Source organism: Streptococcus catagoni (assembly GCF_011421425.1).
GTDB classification, from domain to species: domain Bacteria; phylum Bacillota; class Bacilli; order Lactobacillales; family Streptococcaceae; genus Streptococcus; species Streptococcus catagoni.
In genome coordinates, this window is sequence record NZ_WPCW01000002.1 from 117,630 (window position 1) to 135,048 (window position 17,419).

Annotated in this window: 12 protein-coding genes, 1 tRNA gene and 1 pseudogene; 9 read left to right on the forward strand and 5 right to left on the reverse strand. The window is 38.0% G+C overall.

The window, feature by feature from the left end; translation table 11 throughout:
* Positions 1 to 33: 33 nt before the first annotated feature.
* Positions 34 to 4,353 (forward strand): Ig-like domain-containing protein, encoded by a 4,320-nt coding sequence (locus HBN42_RS04440; protein ID WP_165993869.1) that lies wholly within the window; start codon positions 34 to 36, stop codon positions 4,351 to 4,353.
* Positions 4,354 to 4,540: 187 nt separating this feature from the next.
* On the opposite strand, the gene tsf is transcribed toward HBN42_RS04440, so the two are convergent.
* From tsf to ahpC, 5 genes and pseudogenes are all read right to left on the reverse strand, one after another.
* Positions 4,541 to 5,581, reverse strand: coding sequence for a translation elongation factor Ts (gene tsf / locus HBN42_RS04445; protein WP_165993870.1), 1,041 nt, complete (start codon positions 5,579 to 5,581; stop codon positions 4,541 to 4,543).
* A gap of 121 nt (positions 5,582 to 5,702) precedes the next feature.
* The gene (rpsB, locus tag HBN42_RS04450) at positions 5,703 to 6,470 is read right to left on the reverse strand and encodes a 30S ribosomal protein S2 (RefSeq protein ID WP_165993871.1); all 768 of its coding nucleotides are present in this window, start codon (positions 6,468 to 6,470) and stop codon (positions 5,703 to 5,705) included.
* 201 nt (positions 6,471 to 6,671) lie between these two features.
* A pseudogene (locus tag HBN42_RS04455) lies at positions 6,672 to 8,133 on the reverse strand (IS1182 family transposase).
* Between the two features lie 426 nt (positions 8,134 to 8,559).
* Positions 8,560 to 10,095, reverse strand: a complete 1,536-nt coding sequence (gene ahpF / locus HBN42_RS04460) for an alkyl hydroperoxide reductase subunit F (RefSeq protein WP_165993872.1) — start codon at positions 10,093 to 10,095, stop codon at positions 8,560 to 8,562.
* Between the two features lie 35 nt (positions 10,096 to 10,130).
* Entirely contained in the window at positions 10,131 to 10,691 is a 561-nt protein-coding gene (gene ahpC, locus HBN42_RS04465; RefSeq protein WP_165993873.1) for an alkyl hydroperoxide reductase subunit C, read from the reverse strand.
* A 288-nt stretch (positions 10,692 to 10,979) separates the two neighbouring features.
* Between ahpC and HBN42_RS04470 the strand changes: the two genes are divergently transcribed.
* From HBN42_RS04470 to HBN42_RS04505, 8 genes are all read left to right on the forward strand, one after another.
* Positions 10,980 to 11,050, forward strand: a tRNA-Cys gene (locus HBN42_RS04470).
* 457 nt (positions 11,051 to 11,507) lie between these two features.
* The gene (locus tag HBN42_RS04475) at positions 11,508 to 12,365 is read left to right on the forward strand and encodes an early set domain-containing protein (protein ID WP_165993874.1); all 858 of its coding nucleotides are present in this window, start codon (positions 11,508 to 11,510) and stop codon (positions 12,363 to 12,365) included.
* On the forward strand, positions 12,359 to 12,571 hold the full coding sequence (locus HBN42_RS04480) for a hypothetical protein (RefSeq protein WP_165993875.1): 213 nt from the start codon (positions 12,359 to 12,361) through the stop codon (positions 12,569 to 12,571). The genes HBN42_RS04475 and HBN42_RS04480 overlap by 7 nt, the downstream gene beginning before the upstream one ends.
* 291 nt (positions 12,572 to 12,862) lie before the next feature.
* The gene (locus tag HBN42_RS04485) at positions 12,863 to 13,333 is read left to right on the forward strand and encodes a hypothetical protein (protein WP_165993876.1); all 471 of its coding nucleotides are present in this window, start codon (positions 12,863 to 12,865) and stop codon (positions 13,331 to 13,333) included.
* 14 nt (positions 13,334 to 13,347) lie between these two features.
* Positions 13,348 to 13,548 (forward strand): hypothetical protein, encoded by a 201-nt coding sequence (locus HBN42_RS04490; protein WP_165993877.1) that lies wholly within the window; start codon positions 13,348 to 13,350, stop codon positions 13,546 to 13,548.
* Positions 13,549 to 14,054: 506 nt separating this feature from the next.
* The gene (locus tag HBN42_RS04495; RefSeq protein WP_165993878.1) at positions 14,055 to 14,258 is read left to right on the forward strand and encodes a cold-shock protein; all 204 of its coding nucleotides are present in this window, start codon (positions 14,055 to 14,057) and stop codon (positions 14,256 to 14,258) included.
* Positions 14,259 to 14,437: 179 nt separating this feature from the next.
* Positions 14,438 to 14,899, forward strand: coding sequence for a CtsR family transcriptional regulator (locus HBN42_RS04500; RefSeq protein WP_165993879.1), 462 nt, complete (start codon positions 14,438 to 14,440; stop codon positions 14,897 to 14,899).
* The gene (locus HBN42_RS04505; protein WP_165993880.1) at positions 14,899 to 17,343 is read left to right on the forward strand and encodes an ATP-dependent Clp protease ATP-binding subunit; all 2,445 of its coding nucleotides are present in this window, start codon (positions 14,899 to 14,901) and stop codon (positions 17,341 to 17,343) included. Before HBN42_RS04500 ends, HBN42_RS04505 begins: the two co-directional genes overlap by 1 nt.
* Positions 17,344 to 17,419 lie beyond the last annotated feature (76 nt).

A 17,419-nucleotide genomic window follows, 5' to 3' on the forward strand; every position in this document is an offset into this window, starting at 1 on the left:
ATTGTTGTTTATGGGAAAACAAAGAGGGAAAAAGTGAGAGTTTTAGATTCAAAGAGCAAGGTCAAGATGCACAAATCTGGCAAAAACTGGGTGAGAACAGTTATGTCTCAGTTCAGTTTTTTGTATATAGGGAAAGGTCCTAGCCTATCAAGTCATAGTATGAAAGAATCTGAGGTGGATCAAGAAGACTCAGATTTATGGTCACATACTAGTTATTTAAAGGGGATATTAACGCTAGGTGCCATTTCTGGGGGAGCTCTTTTAACAACTACTGTTAAAGCTGAGGATATGAAAACCATGACTGCTGTTGAGACATCAGCAACAGAAGCTCCCTTGGCGCTAGGAGATTCAGTAGCTATCTTATCCACTAGTGATCGCTCAATGAGTAGCAGTCAGTCTACATCAAATTCCGACACTAGCAGTCATGTCTTAAGTACAACACAGTCGCAGCTGCTTTCTCAGTCACAAAGCTCAAATCAATCCTTACAATTGATGGCTTCAAGCTCTATTTCTGCTTCAGAATCTGCTGCTATCAATCAAAGTAATAGCTCTACCAATCAGGTTAACCCCACCGATACAGCTATCAAACCCAGAACTTTACGTATGGCTACTCCTGTCATTAGAGCAGCAACAGTTCTTCCTAAAGATATTTCTAATAGTTTGCAGAATGTTCAATTAAGTTTTGATAATATTAGAAGCTCTTATAATTTGGATAAAGGAGAAGAGCCACGCTTTAATTTTAGCTTTTCTATAGGTACTGCTAGTAGTGGTGATTACTTCAATTTACAGTTATCCAATACCTTAAATCCTCATGGGCTTGCCAATCAAACAGAGATACCCGATATTGTCTATGATAATAAGATTATTGCTAAAGGTAGCTATGATGAGACAAATAGGATCATAAAATATACTTTTACATCTGAAGTTGCTCAATTACAGAACATTGTAGCCTCAGGTAATTTATCTTTATTTGTGGATGAATTGACCGTTCCAAAACCTACAAGTAATGTAACCTTAAAGGTTTCATTAGGAACTCATTCAGTAACACAAACAGCTGCAGTTGATTATCATGAACCGGCCATCAATACTCCAAATACTTATAATGTTATCTCTAGAATTACTAATATTGATGGTATGGCTAAAACCGTTCGTTATGTGACACAAGTCAACCCTCTTGGTAAAACTATTTATAACTCAGGAGGTATTTATCTGGATATTTTTAATGTTCCTGAAAGTAGTAGTAATGTTCCCTTAGATAGTAACCATATTACAGTTAAAGTTTATAAGGTTCCTGCTTCTGCAATGACTGGAGGAATGAAAGAAGACTATTCTATCTATCCTGAAGCCACTAATGTTCGTATTACTCAAAATTATTATTTTGATGCTCAAAGTGGTGTATGGGCTAACAACGGTCTTTCCATACAATTTCCTTATGCAGATATATTACCATCAGAAAATTATGTTGTTGTCTTAACAACACCTCTAGTAGAAGAAGACCAGGGTGGTGTAGCTTTAAGATCTTTATTGAGTAATCATAGAAATTCAGGTGCTCTATATGATGCGACCTATGGCGTGCTTTATTCATCAACAGATGCCAGTGCAGAAGACAAGTTATTTAGTCTTAGTGAGAGTGCTTCTGAATCCATTAGCCAGTCAAAGGCAGTTGCGCTTTCTAATTCTTTAAGTCAGTCCCGTTTAAACAGTCAATCAGCAAGTACATCTGAATCGGCTAGCCTTCTTGCTTCTGAAAACAGCTCACAATCCTTGTCGGCTTCATCTTCAAAGAGTTTAGCGACAAGTCAATCCACTTCGTCCAGTCAAAGTACTTCACAAAGTTTGTCTCATAGTCGAAGTGAGCAAGTAAGTGAATCACTCTCTTTAAGTACTAGAACTTCTGCTAGTCTTTCTCTAAGTAGTAGTGAGTCTCTTAGTGAATCTTCTTCGCTAAGTCAACGGACTTCTCAACGCCTTTCAACCAGTCAAAGCCAGTCTAGGAGTATCCTTTTAAGTCAGTCAACGAGTGGCAGTCAGTCAGCTAGTCAGTCAGTCTCACTTAGCTCTAGTCAATCTTTGAGCCTATCTCAAAAGAAGAGCCAGTCTCTTAGTCAGTCTATTCATACCAGTCAGAGCATTGCCGCTAGTCAATCCACTAGTTTAAGCCGTTCTACTAGTAGTTCACAGTCTTTTAGCAGCAGCAAACTTCTTAGTCAGTCTTTAGTTCAGAGTGAGTCAGTGAGTGAATCTGCATCCTTCAGCAATAGCTGGTCAAAAAGTCAATCAGCTGAACTGAGTGAGTCCGTTAGTACTTCTAGCTCTCTTAGTCAACGTCAATCGCTGAGCCTTTCAACAGAGAAAAGTGAATCTGCTAGTGAATCATTGTCATTTAGTCTTAGCAAGTTTGCCAGCCAGTCCTTGAGTGCTAGTGAATCAATTAGTGACTCTAGACAATTGAGTTTGAGTAAGTTGGGAAGCCAATCCCTAAGTGCTAGTGAATCCTTAAGTGAGTCTATTTCTATAAGTAGTAGGACTTCTCAAAGTCTCTCAGGAAGTACTAGTGAATCCTTAAGTGAGTCTTCTTCACTGTTAAAGAGTGACTCCCTAAGTCAGTCAACCAGTAGTAGTGACTCTGAAAGTGAATCACGTTCACTAAGTAGCTTTAAGTCAACTAGCCTATCTGAAAGTGAGTCAGACTCTATTGCATCGCATATCATTACCAAGTCAACTCTGGATAGTATTTCTCAGTCAGAAAGTCAAAGTCAATTAAATAGTAGCAGTCATTCTCAAAGTCTCTCAGAGTCTCGAAGTCAACGGGTTTCATCAAGTCTTTCCATGAGTCAAAGTGAATTCACCAGTGAATCACGTTCATTGGAAGCTTCCTTATCACTTAGTAACTCTGCTAGTAGCAGTGAATCAGCTAGTGAGCTAAAAGCCTTTAATGACAGTACCTTAGCCAGTGAATCTCTAAGACTTAGTGAATTTACTAGTGAATCTATTTCTCTAGACCAAAGTCAATCAACGAGTCAATCTATAGAAAATAGTGAATTTTTAAGTGAATCCAACTCTTATAAGGCTAGTCTTTTGGCTAGTGAATCAGCTTCTACCAGTGACTCTCTAAGTGAATCCAGTTCTTTGAGTCAAAGTATGGCTGGAAGTGAGTCTCTAAGTGCCAGCGAAGCTAACAGTGAGTTAGAATCTCTTAAGCAAAGCCTTGCTATAAGTGACTCCCAAAGTAATAGTAACTCATTGAGTGACGAACAATCCCTAAGTTCAAGTCTTTCAGAAAGTCAGTCTGCTTCGACAAGTAGCTCGCTTTCTGATAGTTTAAGCCTCTCAGAAAATGACTCTATGTTAGCAAGTTCATCTATCAGTCAATCTGCTTCATTGGAAATGAGTCTCTCTGCTAGTCAATCTCAAAGTCAACAAAGCTCAATCTCAGAAAGTCTGAGTGATTCTACCAGTCTTTCACTAGAAGCTAGTGAATCCATGTCTTTGAGTCAAAGCTTGTTGGCTAGTCAGTCTCAAAGTGACAGTGAATCAAGTAGTGAATCAGACTCCTTAAGCCTCAGTATCTCTACCAACAGTTCACAAAGTGACAGCCAATCCCTTAGTGCTTTCGCTGCCTTTAGCCGTAGTAGCTTCTTAAGTGAATCAGTAGAAAATAGTGAGTTGACTAGTGAATCTTTGATGGTTAGTAAGAGTATCCTCCTGAGTGATTCCTTAAGTTCTAGTGAATCTACTTACTTCTCAACCTCCTTGTCTCAAAGTGAAAGTGAGTACTTAAGTGAGACCGAGGAGAATAGTGATGATGTGGTTGTTGAATATACTGCTTTTTCAGCTCCTGGTAGTTTCTATATCAAAGAAGTTCCTAAGGGTGATGTGCTTGTACACTATGTAGATCAAAATGGCAAGTCTATAGCTGCTGATCAGGTGGATGAAAAACAAGTTGATCAGGGAACAGCTTATGACACGGCTATTGATCATAAACCTCTGAAGATTAGAACTGCAGATGGACACAACTACGAGTTTGTAAGTATCAAAGCAGGTGATAAGGAAACAGGTATAGTCAGTAAGGGTCTAACTGAGGTGACTTATATCTATCGTTTAGTAGAAGAACCGGTAAGTCCAACGCCACCAACACCAACTAAGCCTTCAGATAATAAAACTCCACTAACACCATCACCTCAAGCTTTTAAATCAGCTAATAGCTATAATCATTTGGGCAATAAACAAATTTCTAATAGTTTACCTGAAACTGGTAGTCGGGGCACTTCATTGACCCCTCTTGGAGCCCTATTCCTAAGCATAGGAAGTTTGAGTTTCTTTAGGAAAGAGAAATCTAAAAAAGTGAAGTAAGACAAGTCCCCCTAAATTAATGGTCTATCTAAGACTTGATGCAAGCTGCATTTGAGTTTAGATAGGCTATTTTTAGTAAAGGGGTGTTCTCATCTACCACAGCTATGAGATATAAAAAAAGACTAGCTCTACGAAATGTAAGAGCCTAGTCTTTTTGTGTTTTGGCACAATAGTGCCTTTAAAACTATTAGTTGTTTAAAGCGGCAGCCATAGTTGCAGCTACCTCTGATTCAAAGTCGTTAGATTTTTTCTCAATTCCTTCACCAACTTCGAAACGAGCGAATTTAACAGCTTTAGCATTTACAGATTCTAAGTAAGCTTCAACTGTTTTGCTGTCGTCCATGATGTAAACTTGTGATAAAAGTGTGTAAGCTTGGTCCACTTTAGTGTTGTCAAGCATGAAACGATCCATTTTACCTGGAATGATTTTATCCCAGATTTTTTCTGGTTTTCCTTCAGCAGCAAGTTCTGCTTTGATATCTTCTTCAGCTTTTGCAATAACTTGATCAGAAAGTTGTGCTTTAGATCCGTATTTCAAGAATGGAAGTGGAGCTTTGTCAACCATTGCACGTGATTCGTTGTCAAGTTCGATAGCGTGGTTAAGTTGTGCTAACTCATCTTTGATGAATTGTGGGTCAAGTTCAGTGTATGAAAGTACAGTAGGTTTCATAGCAGCGATGTGCATAGATACTTGTTTAGCAAGAGCTTCATCGCCACCTTCAATAACAGAGATAACTCCGATGCGACCACCGTTATGTTGGTAAGCACCAAAATGTTGTTCATTAGTTTTTTCAAGTAGAGCGAAGCGACGGAAAGAAATTTTTTCACCGATAGTAGCTGTTGCGTTAACATATGCTGCGGCAAGAGTTTCACCAGTAGGCATTACTAGTGCAAGAGCTTCTTCGTTATTGGCAGGTTTTCCTTCAGCAATAACTTTAGCTGTTTCTTTAACCAATTCAACAAATTGTACGTTTTTAGCAACGAAGTCAGTTTCAGCATTTACTTCAATAACTGCAGCCACGTTACCACTTACATGAACTCCTGTTAAACCTTCGGCAGCAACACGGTCAGCTTTTTTAGCTGCCTTAGCCATACCTTTTTCACGAAGCAACTCAACTGCTTTGTCCATGTCTCCATCAGTTTCAACAAGTGCTTTTTTAGCGTCCATAACGCCGGCACCAGATTTTTCACGTAATTCTTTTACAAGTTTAGCTGTGATTTCTGCCATTAGTGGGATCCTCCATAAGATATAATAAATTAGTAATTAAAAAAACGAGACAGAGCGGTTTGCTTTCTGCCCCGTTTAGTTGATCAATTGTCAAAGACTAGTAGTGTTTCTAACTAGCAACTTAGGCGTTGTCACCTTCGACAACTTCAACGATTTCTTCGATTGAATCTGTTTTAGCTTCACCTTCAAATTCAGCACCTGCATCTTCACCTTGACGGCCTTCGATGACAGCATCAGCTAATTTAGAAGTGATCAATTTAACAGCGCGGATAGCGTCGTCATTTGCTGGGATGATAACATCGATATCATCTGGATCAGCGTTTGTATCAACCATAGCTACTACAGGAATACCAAGTTTTTTAGCTTCTTTAACAGCGATTTGTTCTTTATGTGGGTCAACAACGTACATAACGTCTGGAATACGAGGCATATCTTCGATACCACCTAGGAATTTTTCAAGACGAGCGCGTTGTTTGTTAAGAAGTGCAACTTCTTTTTTAGGAAGAACTTCGAAAGTTCCTTCTTCTTCCATACGTTTGATTTCTTTCAAACGAGCGATACGTTTTTGGATAGTACCCCAGTTTGTAAGAGTTCCACCCAACCAACGGTGGTTGATGAAGTATTGACCAGCACGAACAGCTTCATCAGCAACAGCTTCAGCAGCTTGTTTTTTTGTACCAACAAATAAGATAACAGCGTCGTTTGCTGCTGCATCACGAACGAATTCGTAAGCTTGGTCAGCTAACTTAACAGTTTGTTGTAGGTCGATAACGTGGATGCCGTTACGTTCTGTAAAGATGTATTTAGCCATCTTAGGGTTCCAGCGACGAGTTTGGTGACCAAAGTGAACACCAGCCTCAAGAAGTTGTTTCATTGAAATTACTGCCATGAGTAGTTTCTCCTTTATAATGTTTTTTCCTCTCTCATACTTCAGCTTGCAATCCAACCCGAAGGCAACAGGATCACAATTGGTACAAGATGAGTATTTGCCGCAGACACGACTATAATAGTTTATCAAAAAAATTCACTAATAGCAAGTTATTTGTAAGGATAATGCCTCTCTCAATTTTTATTCTAACAAGTTAGACTACTATTGATAGTTATTAGTGTATCTTTTTAGGTTATATGTCAATAAAAGTTTTACAGATTGAAGACAAACTAGCGAAATTGCTAGTTTGTTTTTTCTTGTTTAGCTTTAATTTCTCTAAAATCTGATAACTAATGCTTTTTAAGTCAAAATAAAAAGACCTTCCCACCATCATTTTAACTAATTTTTTGAGATTTAGGCAGGCCAAAGTCAGTCCAACCTTAGCTTTCATTTTGGACAGTCCAATTTCTCTCGTATAACAAAGGTTGTGGTATTCTTTAGCCGTTCCAAAAAGCCGCTCAATACTCTGCTTACGCAGCTTATAGAGTTCTTTCATACCACTTTGATGCCGAATATCCTCACAAATTTCCAGATAGTCTTTCCAAATATGTCGAATGATAACTTTTTGGTGAGTGATACTCTCAGTACACTTTTCTAGGAGGGGGCAAGAAGCACAAATTTTGGGGTCACTTTTATATTCTCGGTAGCCAGATCGATTTGTTGTTGAATAGGACAAGACGTGATTTTCAGGACAAAGATAAGAATCATAATACTCATCATAACAAAAGACATTTGGTCTTAACTTATCTTTCTTACCTCATTATCCAAGAGTAACTTGGCAATACTAGGCGTCTTGTAACCTGAATCGGCGATAATAAAGTCTGGATGGAAGTCTTTTATCTTATTCCAAAGTGCTGGAAAAGCTTGACTATCATGGGTATTTCCAGCATCTACAGTATAAGCTAAAACCCAACCATTCTTATCACATGCCACTTGACTGGTGTAGGCAAAGACATCTTTATGTTCCCCCTTATGATACCAACCACTCTCAGGATCAGTCGTAGATACTTTCTTATTTGTGGGCTCTTTTTCTTTGGCGAGCCCTAGCAACTTTTTTTCCATGCTTCTCCCTGTCTCTAGCAATTTCCAACTCCAATTGGTCACTCATAAAGTTAGCTTGTGACGCTACTTTCTGATTGATATATTTGTGAGTGTTGGCAGCTGCCTTGATGTGTGTGCCGTCCACAAATATGTCATTAGGATCAATCAGCTCAGCATTAAGGCATAACCCTAAAATATGAGAAAATATGGCTTCAATCACTTGTTTATCTTGGAAACGACGGCTGTAGTTCTTACCGTAAGTTGTAAAATGGGGTATCTTATCTTCCAAAGTTAATCCAAGAAACCAGCGGTAAGCTACATTGACTTCAATCTCTTTAATGGTTTGACGCATGGAACGGATGCCAAACAGACATTGGATAAGAGGAAGTTTCACCAATAGCACTGGGTCTAAACTAGGACGCCCATTATCAAGACAATATCCATCTTTCACTAGGTCATAAATAAAAGAGAAATCTATGATGTGATCAATTTGACGAAGCAAATGGTCTTCTGGGACTAACTCATCTAAGCTATAAAAGCCGACTTGATTGCGATTGTAATCAGGACTTTCTTTGTGAAACATAGGGAGCACCTCACAATTATTCTTAATACTATTATACTCCCAAGAAGAGAAAAATACTGACTTATTATCACGAATGAGATAGTTTTCCCAGTGGCATAAGTGGCTTAGTTCAATTTAAAAAAGCCACGACGGAATTTTTTAGAGAGAATTAGTCCAGTGGACCTTTTGATCTGCTCTCCTTGAAACTAGAATGAGAGCACACCCAAGTCCGAGCCACTTTAGAAAAATATCAAAAAAGTGAAGACAAGAACTTTGTCTTCACACTGTTAATCTCCTATGTTTCACAAAAATCCAAACACTTATGTAGAATTCAGCTGAAAAAAGTCACTTAGTTCGGGTATAATTTGACTTAACGGACTTTTATAGAGGCATAAAAAAAGTCAGCTTTCCGCTTATTAAAACTGGAGAACTGACTTTTTAAAATATTTATTGTCTAATTAGGTAATCAAAAGCACCAATAGCTGCGGTAGCACCTGATCCCATAGAAATAACAATTTGTTTGTAGACGCTGTTAGTACAATCACCAGCAGCAAAGATACCAGGTACATTAGTTGCTCCATGGCCATCTACAATAATTTCGCCGCGGTTTGATAATTCCACTTCGCTGTCTTTTAACCAAGAAGTGTTAGGAACTAAACCGATTTGTACAAAGACACCTTCTAGATCGATATGTTTTTCCTCTCCACTTTCGCGGTCGGTGTAGTTAATACCATCAACATGGTCTTTGCCGACAATATCTTTGGTTGCTGCATTTGTAATTATTGTGATGTTATCAGTCTTAGCAGCACGTTCTTGAAGCACCTGATCGGCTTTCACTTCTGGTAAGAATTCTAGAACAGTTACATGCTTACATAGACCAGCTAAATCAAGTGCGGCCTCCATTCCGGAGTTTCCACCACCAATAACTGCAACATCTTTTCCTTCAAATAATGGACCATCACAGTGAGGACAATAAGTAACCCCTTTGTTTCGGAATTCTTCTTCCCCAGGCACGTTGATATTTCTCCAACTAGCACCAAGAGCTAAAATAATTGATTTTGCAGTTAATTCAGCACCGTTAGCCAGACCAACGTGAACCAGATCATCCTTCTTCTCAACTGATGTAACAGCTTGTGATTTGATAATGTCAACATCATAAGACTTGGTATGTTCTTCTATCTGTGCCATTAATTTTGGTCCTTCAGTATAGAGTGTTCCAATCATGTTTTCAATTCCAACGGTGTCCATCACTTGACCGCCGAAATTTTCAGCTACCAAACCGGTTTTCAGCCCCTTACGTGCCGCGTAAATAGCAGAGCTATTACCAGCAGGACCGCCACCAATAACTAGCACATCATAAGTTCCTTTTTTAGAAAAATCTTCAGCAGCCATTGGCCCAGATATTTTTTCTAGGAGCTGTTCGATAGTTGCTCGTCCAGAATGGAAAATCTCACCATCTAGAAAGACTGTTGGCACGGACATAATCCCTTTTTCAGAAACTTCGTCTTGGAACATGCCCCCTTCAATCATTGTATGAGAAATCTTGTCATTTAGCACAGCCATAATGTTGAAAGCTTGTACCACATCAGGACAGTTATGGCAGGATAAGCTAGCAAAGGTTTCAAAATGATAAGGTTTATCAATTGCTTTAATGCGGTCGATAATATCCTGATCCACTTTTGGAGGTCGACCAGAAACCTGTAAAAGGGCAAGGATAAAGGATGTGAATTCGTGTCCTAATGGGATACCAGCAAATTCAACGCCACTTTCTTTGCCTTTTTGTGCAATCTTGAAACTTGGTGTTCTAGACAGTTTCTTGTCTTCAATAGAAATGCGATCAGATAAGGACGCAATTTCTTCAATAAATTCTTTGACTTTTTGAGAATTCTCATCTTGTCCTAGTGATGCTTGTAAGACAAGGTCAGATTCCAACATAGCCAAGTATTGGTTAAGCTGTGCTTTAATTTCTTCATCTAAAGCCATAGGCATACCTCTCTTGATAAAATTAGGGAAGTCTTTTAGATCTTACCAACAAGGTCTAGACTTGGCGTCAATGTTTCAGCGCCTTCTTTCCATTTTGCCGGACAAACTTCACCTGGATGTTGACGGATGTATTGAGCAGCACGAACTTTGTCAATCAAGGTACTTGCATCACGTCCAATACCATCTGCGTTAATCTCCATCATTTGGATAATGCCATCAGGGTCAATAATAAAGGTTCCACGTTGTGCAAGACCATTTTCATCTAAAACATCAAATGATTGTGAAATCTGATGAGATGGGTCACCAATCATAGTATAAGTGATTGTGCTAACCACATCAGAATCATCGTGCCAAGCTTTATGGACAAAATGAGTGTCAGTTGATATAGAATAAACTTCTACACCAAGTGATTTAAGAGTTTCGTACTGTTCTTGTAAATCTCCAAGTTCAGTAGGGCAGACAAATGAAAAGTCTGCTGGGTAGAAGCAAAAGATTGCCCATTTTCCTTTAATATCTTCATTGGTGACCTTAATAAATTCACCATTAAGATAAGCATCTGCTGTAAATTCAGCTATTTCTTTTCCGACTAGTGACATGTGATGTCCTCCTTCTATTTAATACCTGTATTATAGGAAAAGTTTTTATAAAAGTCCAAAAGAAAGCGCTTTAAAATTATGGGAATTGTCTGACAACTGAAAGGGTAATTAATATTCAGTTAATTATAATGGTTCTAAACAAGGTGGTTAAGGCAATTAACTGGTTAAGAAGATTGGAAAAGGCCATGAATAATGAGAAAAATAATTTTTCACAGGATTTTTTCGCAGGAGAAGGAATAAATTTATCTTGACCTTTGAGGTGAATTGATGTAAAATAATTTGTGTTGTGGCGGTATAGCCAAGTGGTAAGGCACGGCTCTGCAAAAGCTTGATCGTCGGTTCAAATCCGTCTACCGCCTTTACAACAGCTAAAACCTTTTAAAAGGCAATAAAAAATCTTGAGAAATCAAGGTTTTTTATTTTTTTATTGAGGTGAATGCAATGAAGTGGGTGGGCCAATCGCCTTTTGCGTCAGTTGGGTAATAGTTGTCTACTGCGAACATGATTTTTCCTTTCGTTATCAAGAATCTTATCTAGGAGCCTAATCTTAACAGCTTTTCTGTCAAAATAAGGCAAAAAAGCTATGCTTTATTTATGAAAATAGCATGAATCATATGTCTAGAAAAAACATGAAAACGATAAAATTAGAAAGACCAAATTTTCTAATTTCAGCAAAAAAAGAAAAACATTCTTATTGCAAAAATTATTGATATTTTTGCGATCGTTTGCATAATAAGGGGTGTAGAACATTTTAATTTATCTAAAGGAGATTATGATTTATGGGGATGCAAGGTAGAGAAACAAAAGTAAGAAGGAATGCAGGAAATAGCAGGAGCAACAGAACAAGCCCAAGCAGCGACTGTAGCTACTGAAAAAGATAGTCCACAACTTTTAGCTGAGCCTAAAAATAATTCTATAAGCTTGACTACTGCAAAAAAATCACAAGTTTTTTCTGCTGCTGCTCTAAGCCCAGAAACAAAGCTGTCAGATGAGAAATTTGAAGAGAAGAAACCTGTAAAAATTGAAGTTGACAAAAACCAATCATACTTTAACTACATTATCAATAAAGGTGCAAGTTTCCAAAATGGTCAGAAGCAAACTGGTGATATGACTGCAACTGTCAATGAGTTTACAGAGACTAATATTTATATTGGTAAAAATAAGGGAGGAAAAAACTGGTATTCACAGATTTCCAATTTGCAAACAGAGGAATTTGATAAGAAGTTTGTTTACAAAGACAAGGAAATTGATGCCAGTAGCCAGGATGGCTTCAAAATGGTAGGTATTGCAGGCCGTTTAGATGCAACTTTGCATCAGGATAGTACAGCTACAATTAACTTGTGGGCACCCACTGCCAAGGAAGTGACTTTAAATCTTTACCCTGATTTGAAAAAAGACTCTGAAAAACATGAAGAGATCAAAATGCTACGTGGAGACACCGTTAATGAAAATGACCATACTCAAAATACAGTTGGTCTATGGACTTACCATATCTCAAAAGAAAGATTAACTACGTTAGGAAAGGAAACTGCTAAAAACATAGCCTATGATTTCACCTTAAAGATTCCAAATGCTTATTTTATACAGGTAGAAAAAAATATAAAAAAGAATCTGATGGTAACTGGATACCTGATTACAATATTTATCGAAATTCTGCAACTGGGAAAATGTTAAACCATCCTTGGAAAAAAGATCCAACAATAGATGAAGATAGAATTTTAAATGAAAATAGAGCTGCTACTCAGGAAGAAATCTCAGCATTCTATGCTGGGGATTCGGTTAAGCATGTACAGAAGGATAATAGAAATGAAGTAGAAGTTACGGTTGACAATCAGGGCTATCAAACAGTTACTGTTCAAGATCCTTATTCAGTGTCATGATGGAATGACTCTGAGTGATTTATTAAAGAGATACAATCCAGAGGATAAGAATGATTTAGCTCTTCATAGCAGCCGCTTATAATTAGCCTCCGCCATGAGTGCATTGCACAAGGTATTAACTTTTCTGAAATTGGACAAGAATTTTTAAGAACAAAGAAAGATTCTACAAATACTTACAATTCTGGAGATGAATATAATAAGATTGATTGGAATTTACTCACACAGCATGTTGATTCGGTAAATTTTGCTAAGGCAATTGCCCAACTCCGCTTGTCAGAGCAACTCTTCCAAATGTCCGATTATTCAGAAATCAATCAAAAAATGAAAATTACCAACGCTCAAGCACAATCAGGTGTTATCCCATTTGAATTGAGATTAAATGGTATGCCTGATCATAAAGATGGCAAATACCTGGTAGTTTTTAATAATAATACTTCAACTGATGATAGAGGAAGTTTGACGCTGGGAGGTAATAGTTGGTATTATGGCGGAAATGAACAGATGGATAAATACAATAATGGTTTTGAGTATGACCGAGGAATCATAAATGCTAGCAATGATTTTTCTAAAGCCTTTATTGTAGCTTCTAATTCTAAGAATCTTTATAATAAAATTGGTCATTATAATGGTGAAAAGACTATTAAATTGGATCGATTAACAGCCATTGTACTCTTTATTCCTGGTCAATCTGAGAAGAAGGAAGTGGTAAAGTTACAAGATACTACTATGCTATCAATGCCAAGGGTGAGTATGCAAGTGTAGACCAACTGAGAACTGTGACAATTGGAGAAAATGGTGAGCTTTCTACCATTGAGGGTCACACTTGGAAGAGTGATGCTCTGTCAACCAAGGAGGTTACGATCCCAAAGGTTGATGGCTATACTGTTACATCTAGTGATAGCAAGTCAACAACTCTTGCCTCACAGCTCTTCTCTCCTACTAAAGAACTTGTTCTTACCGTCACCTATGAAAAATAGCTGAAAAAACTGCTGAGCAAACAGAGTCAGCTCCTGAAATTAGTGACAGTGAAAAGCCAGCTCCTACTGAAGAGACTGCCTCTACTTCTGTTCTTATAAAAAATCAAATTGGCAAAGCTGATTGGAAAGCAGAAAAGCGTCAAGTCAAGCTTGAAAAGAAAATGACTAAAATACAAGCCAAAAGATTAGCTAAACCAGAGCGTGGGTATGGTCATGCTTATGCTTGGGGAAATAAGCACTATTATTGATCAGAGGTTCTTAGATACATTTTAGCCTAATATATAGGAAGAAACTTAAGTGACGAAGTTCAAAAAGACTATTAAAACGCTTTCTATTTAATCTTAATTTAAAATTTTTAAAAGAAATTTAATTTTTTAGCTTGACAACATTGTTCATATTTGATATAGTTAACTCGTAAATTAGTTTTTGAGTAAGTATTATGTGTTGAGCATCTTCGTTTCTCTCTATTTTTACAAACAGTTTTTTTAGAAAGGGAGTGGATGTATATGGCACAAGGTACAGTTAAATGGTTTAACGCTGAAAAAGGTTTCGGTTTTATCTCAACTGAAAATGGTCAAGATGTCTTCGCACATTTTTCAGCTATTCAATCTAACGGATTCAAATCATTAGATGAAGGACAAAAAGTGGAATTTGACATAGAAGAAGGTCAACGTGGCCCTCAAGCAGTAAATATCACTAAATTATCTTAATCAGATTGAACAGATAAGAAAAGGCGGATGCTATGTCCGTCTTTTTTGCATGAAAAGAATGAAACGTTAATTATAATTTGCCTTTCGGGTCAGCAATTTGATATAATAAAAGTCAGTTTTAGTCAAAAATCGGAAGATTTTATGAAAAGTAGTGCTATTATTATAGAGGAGTAAAGATAATGCCAACCAAAAATACGTCGGATAGTATTGAAGAATATATCAAAGAATTATTGGCTCAGTCGGGAATTGCTGAAATCAAGCGTTCTCTTTTAGCTGACTCCTTTCAAGTTGTTCCCAGTCAAATCAACTATGTTATTAAAACCCGCTTTACCGAAAGCCGAGGTTACGAAGTTGAAAGTAAACGTGGGGGGGGAGGCTATATCCGGATAGCCAAGGTTCATTTTTCTGATAAACATCATTTAATAGGTAATCTCATTGCCTCTATTGATGATCGGGTTAGTGAGGTAGTCTTTACTGATTCTATCCAATTACTGTTTGATGAGCAATTGATTACAGAAAGAGAAGGAAATGTCATCCTAGCCATGGCTACTGATGAGGTCTTAGGTGGGGATGCTCCATACATTCGAGCAAGAATGCTCTATCGTCTGCTCCAGCGTATTGATAGAAAGGGAAGTAGTTGATGTACGATTATTCAATAAAAATGCAAGAAATCTTTAAAGAGGCTCAGTGCCAAGCTGCTCGTTTTGAGAGTTCATTTTTAGAAAGCTGGCACCTCTTGTTGGCTATGGTAAAAATAGAGGATTCCATAGCTGGTTTAATCTTTAATGAATTTGAATCCAGAGTGTCAGTGGAGGAATACGAAGCAGCAGCCATTCTAGCAGTTGGTAAGAGTCCCTTAGAAGAAGTTGATAATTTTTCTTTAAAGGGACAATCAAAAACATTAAACCAATTACTAGCCTTTTCTGCTGCTATTTGCCAGGTGACAAATGCCAAAGAAGTGGGCTCTGAACACCTGCTCTTTGCCATCTTACTGAACCCGGAGACCATGGCTGGCCGACTTTTGGAACTGGCTGGTTTTAAACTAAAGGACAATGGTAAAGGTGACCCTAGGTTTGCGGATTTACGTAAGGCTATCGAAATACATGCAGCCTATAGCAAGGAAATCATCAAGGCAATCCACGATTTACGAAAACCTAAAAAAGCAAAAACTGGCGGCAGCTTCTCTGAGATGATGAAGCCTGTTAGCACAGCAGGAGACCTAACAGACTTTACCCGAGATCTAACAGAGCTAGCAAGCCAAGGTCTACTTGAGCCGGTTATTGGACGTGACAAAGAAATTTCACGAATGGTTCAGGTTTTAAGTCGAAAAACAAAGAACAATCCTGTTTTAGTTGGTGATGCTGGGGTTGGTAAAACGGCCTTGGCTTATGGCTTAGCTCAACGCATTGTTAATGGAGCAATCCCATATGAGTTACAAGATATGCGTGTTCTTGAACTAGATATGATGAGTGTTGTTGCAGGAACCCGTTTTCGTGGTGACTTTGAGGAGCGCATGAACCAGATTATTGACGATATTGAAAGAGATGGCCATATCATCTTATTCGTTGATGAACTGCACACCATTATGGGATCAGGAAGTGGCATTGATAGTACCTTGGATGCTGCCAACATCCTTAAACCAGCCCTATCGCGTGGAACCCTTCACATGGTAGGTGCAACTACACAAGAAGAGTACCAAAAACATATTGAAAAGGATGCAGCCCTGTCAAGACGTTTTGCCAAGATCTTGATTGAAGAGCCAAGTATTGAAGATGCCTATGAGATTTTACTTGGTCTAAAAGAAACCTATGAAAGCTATCATAATGTTTCTATTTCTGATCAAGCTGTTGAAAAGGCTGTTAAAGTTGCCAAACGTTATTTAACCAATAAAAATTTACCTGATTCTGCCATTGATCTACTGGATGAGGCTAGTGCCACTGTCCAAAGCTTGGTGAAAAAAGAAAAAGTGGGCTTTATCACTCCTATTGACCAGGCGATCATGGATGGTGACTTGAAGGGTCTTGCCAAACTTATTAAAGCCTCTAAGGAATCGCCAAAGGCAAAACCAATTCCAGTGACCGAAGAAGACATCATGTCTACTTTGAGCAAGTTATCTGGTATTCCTCTTGAAAAAATCAGCCAGGCAGATAGTCAAAAATACCTGAACCTTGAAAAAGAACTCCATAAGCGCGTGATTGGTCAAGAAGATGCCGTTTCCGCAATTTCTAGAGCCATAAGACGTAATCAATCAGGAATAAGAACAGGTAAAAGACCCATTGGTTCCTTTATGTTCCTTGGTCCAACAGGAGTTGGTAAGACAGAATTGGCTAAGGCTTTAGCAGAGGTCTTATTTGATGATGAATCAGCCTTGATTCGTTTTGATATGTCTGAATACATGGAAAAATTTGCTGCCAGTCGTCTAAATGGTGCGCCTCCAGGCTATGTAGGTTATGATGAAGGTGGCGAACTGACTGAAAAGGTAAGAAATAAACCTTACTCAGTCCTACTGTTTGATGAAATTGAAAAAGCCCATCCTGATATTTTTAATGTCCTTTTACAAGTGCTTGATGACGGTATGTTGACAGATAGCAGAGGACGCCGCGTTGATTTTTCAAATACCATTATTATTATGACTAGTAATCTAGGTGCCACAGCCTTACGCGATGATAAGACTGTTGGCTTTGGTGCTAAAGATATTAGTCGTGACCATAAGGCAATGGAAGAACGCATTCTAGAAGAACTGAAAAAAGCTTATAAACCAGAGTTTATAAACAGGATCGATGAGAAAGTAGTCTTCCACAGTCTCAGTGAAAAAGATATGCGAGAAGTGGTTCAGATTATGGTCAAACCATTAATAGATAACCTGGCAGAAAAAGGAATTGCTCTTAAATTCCAGCCATCTGCTCTTAAATACCTTGCTGAAGAAGGTTATGATGTTGAAATGGGGGCACGTCCGCTAAGAAGAACACTCCAAACTCACATTGAAGACCAATTGTCTGAGTACATTTTGTCAGGACAATTATCTGAGGGACATCAACTCAAGATTGGAATGTCTCATGGAAAACTTAAGTTTGATATTCAATAATACAAAAGGAGCTTAGACAAAATCTAAGCTTTTTTTCCTTGACTAATTTTAACCAAGTGATAAAATAGAAATATAG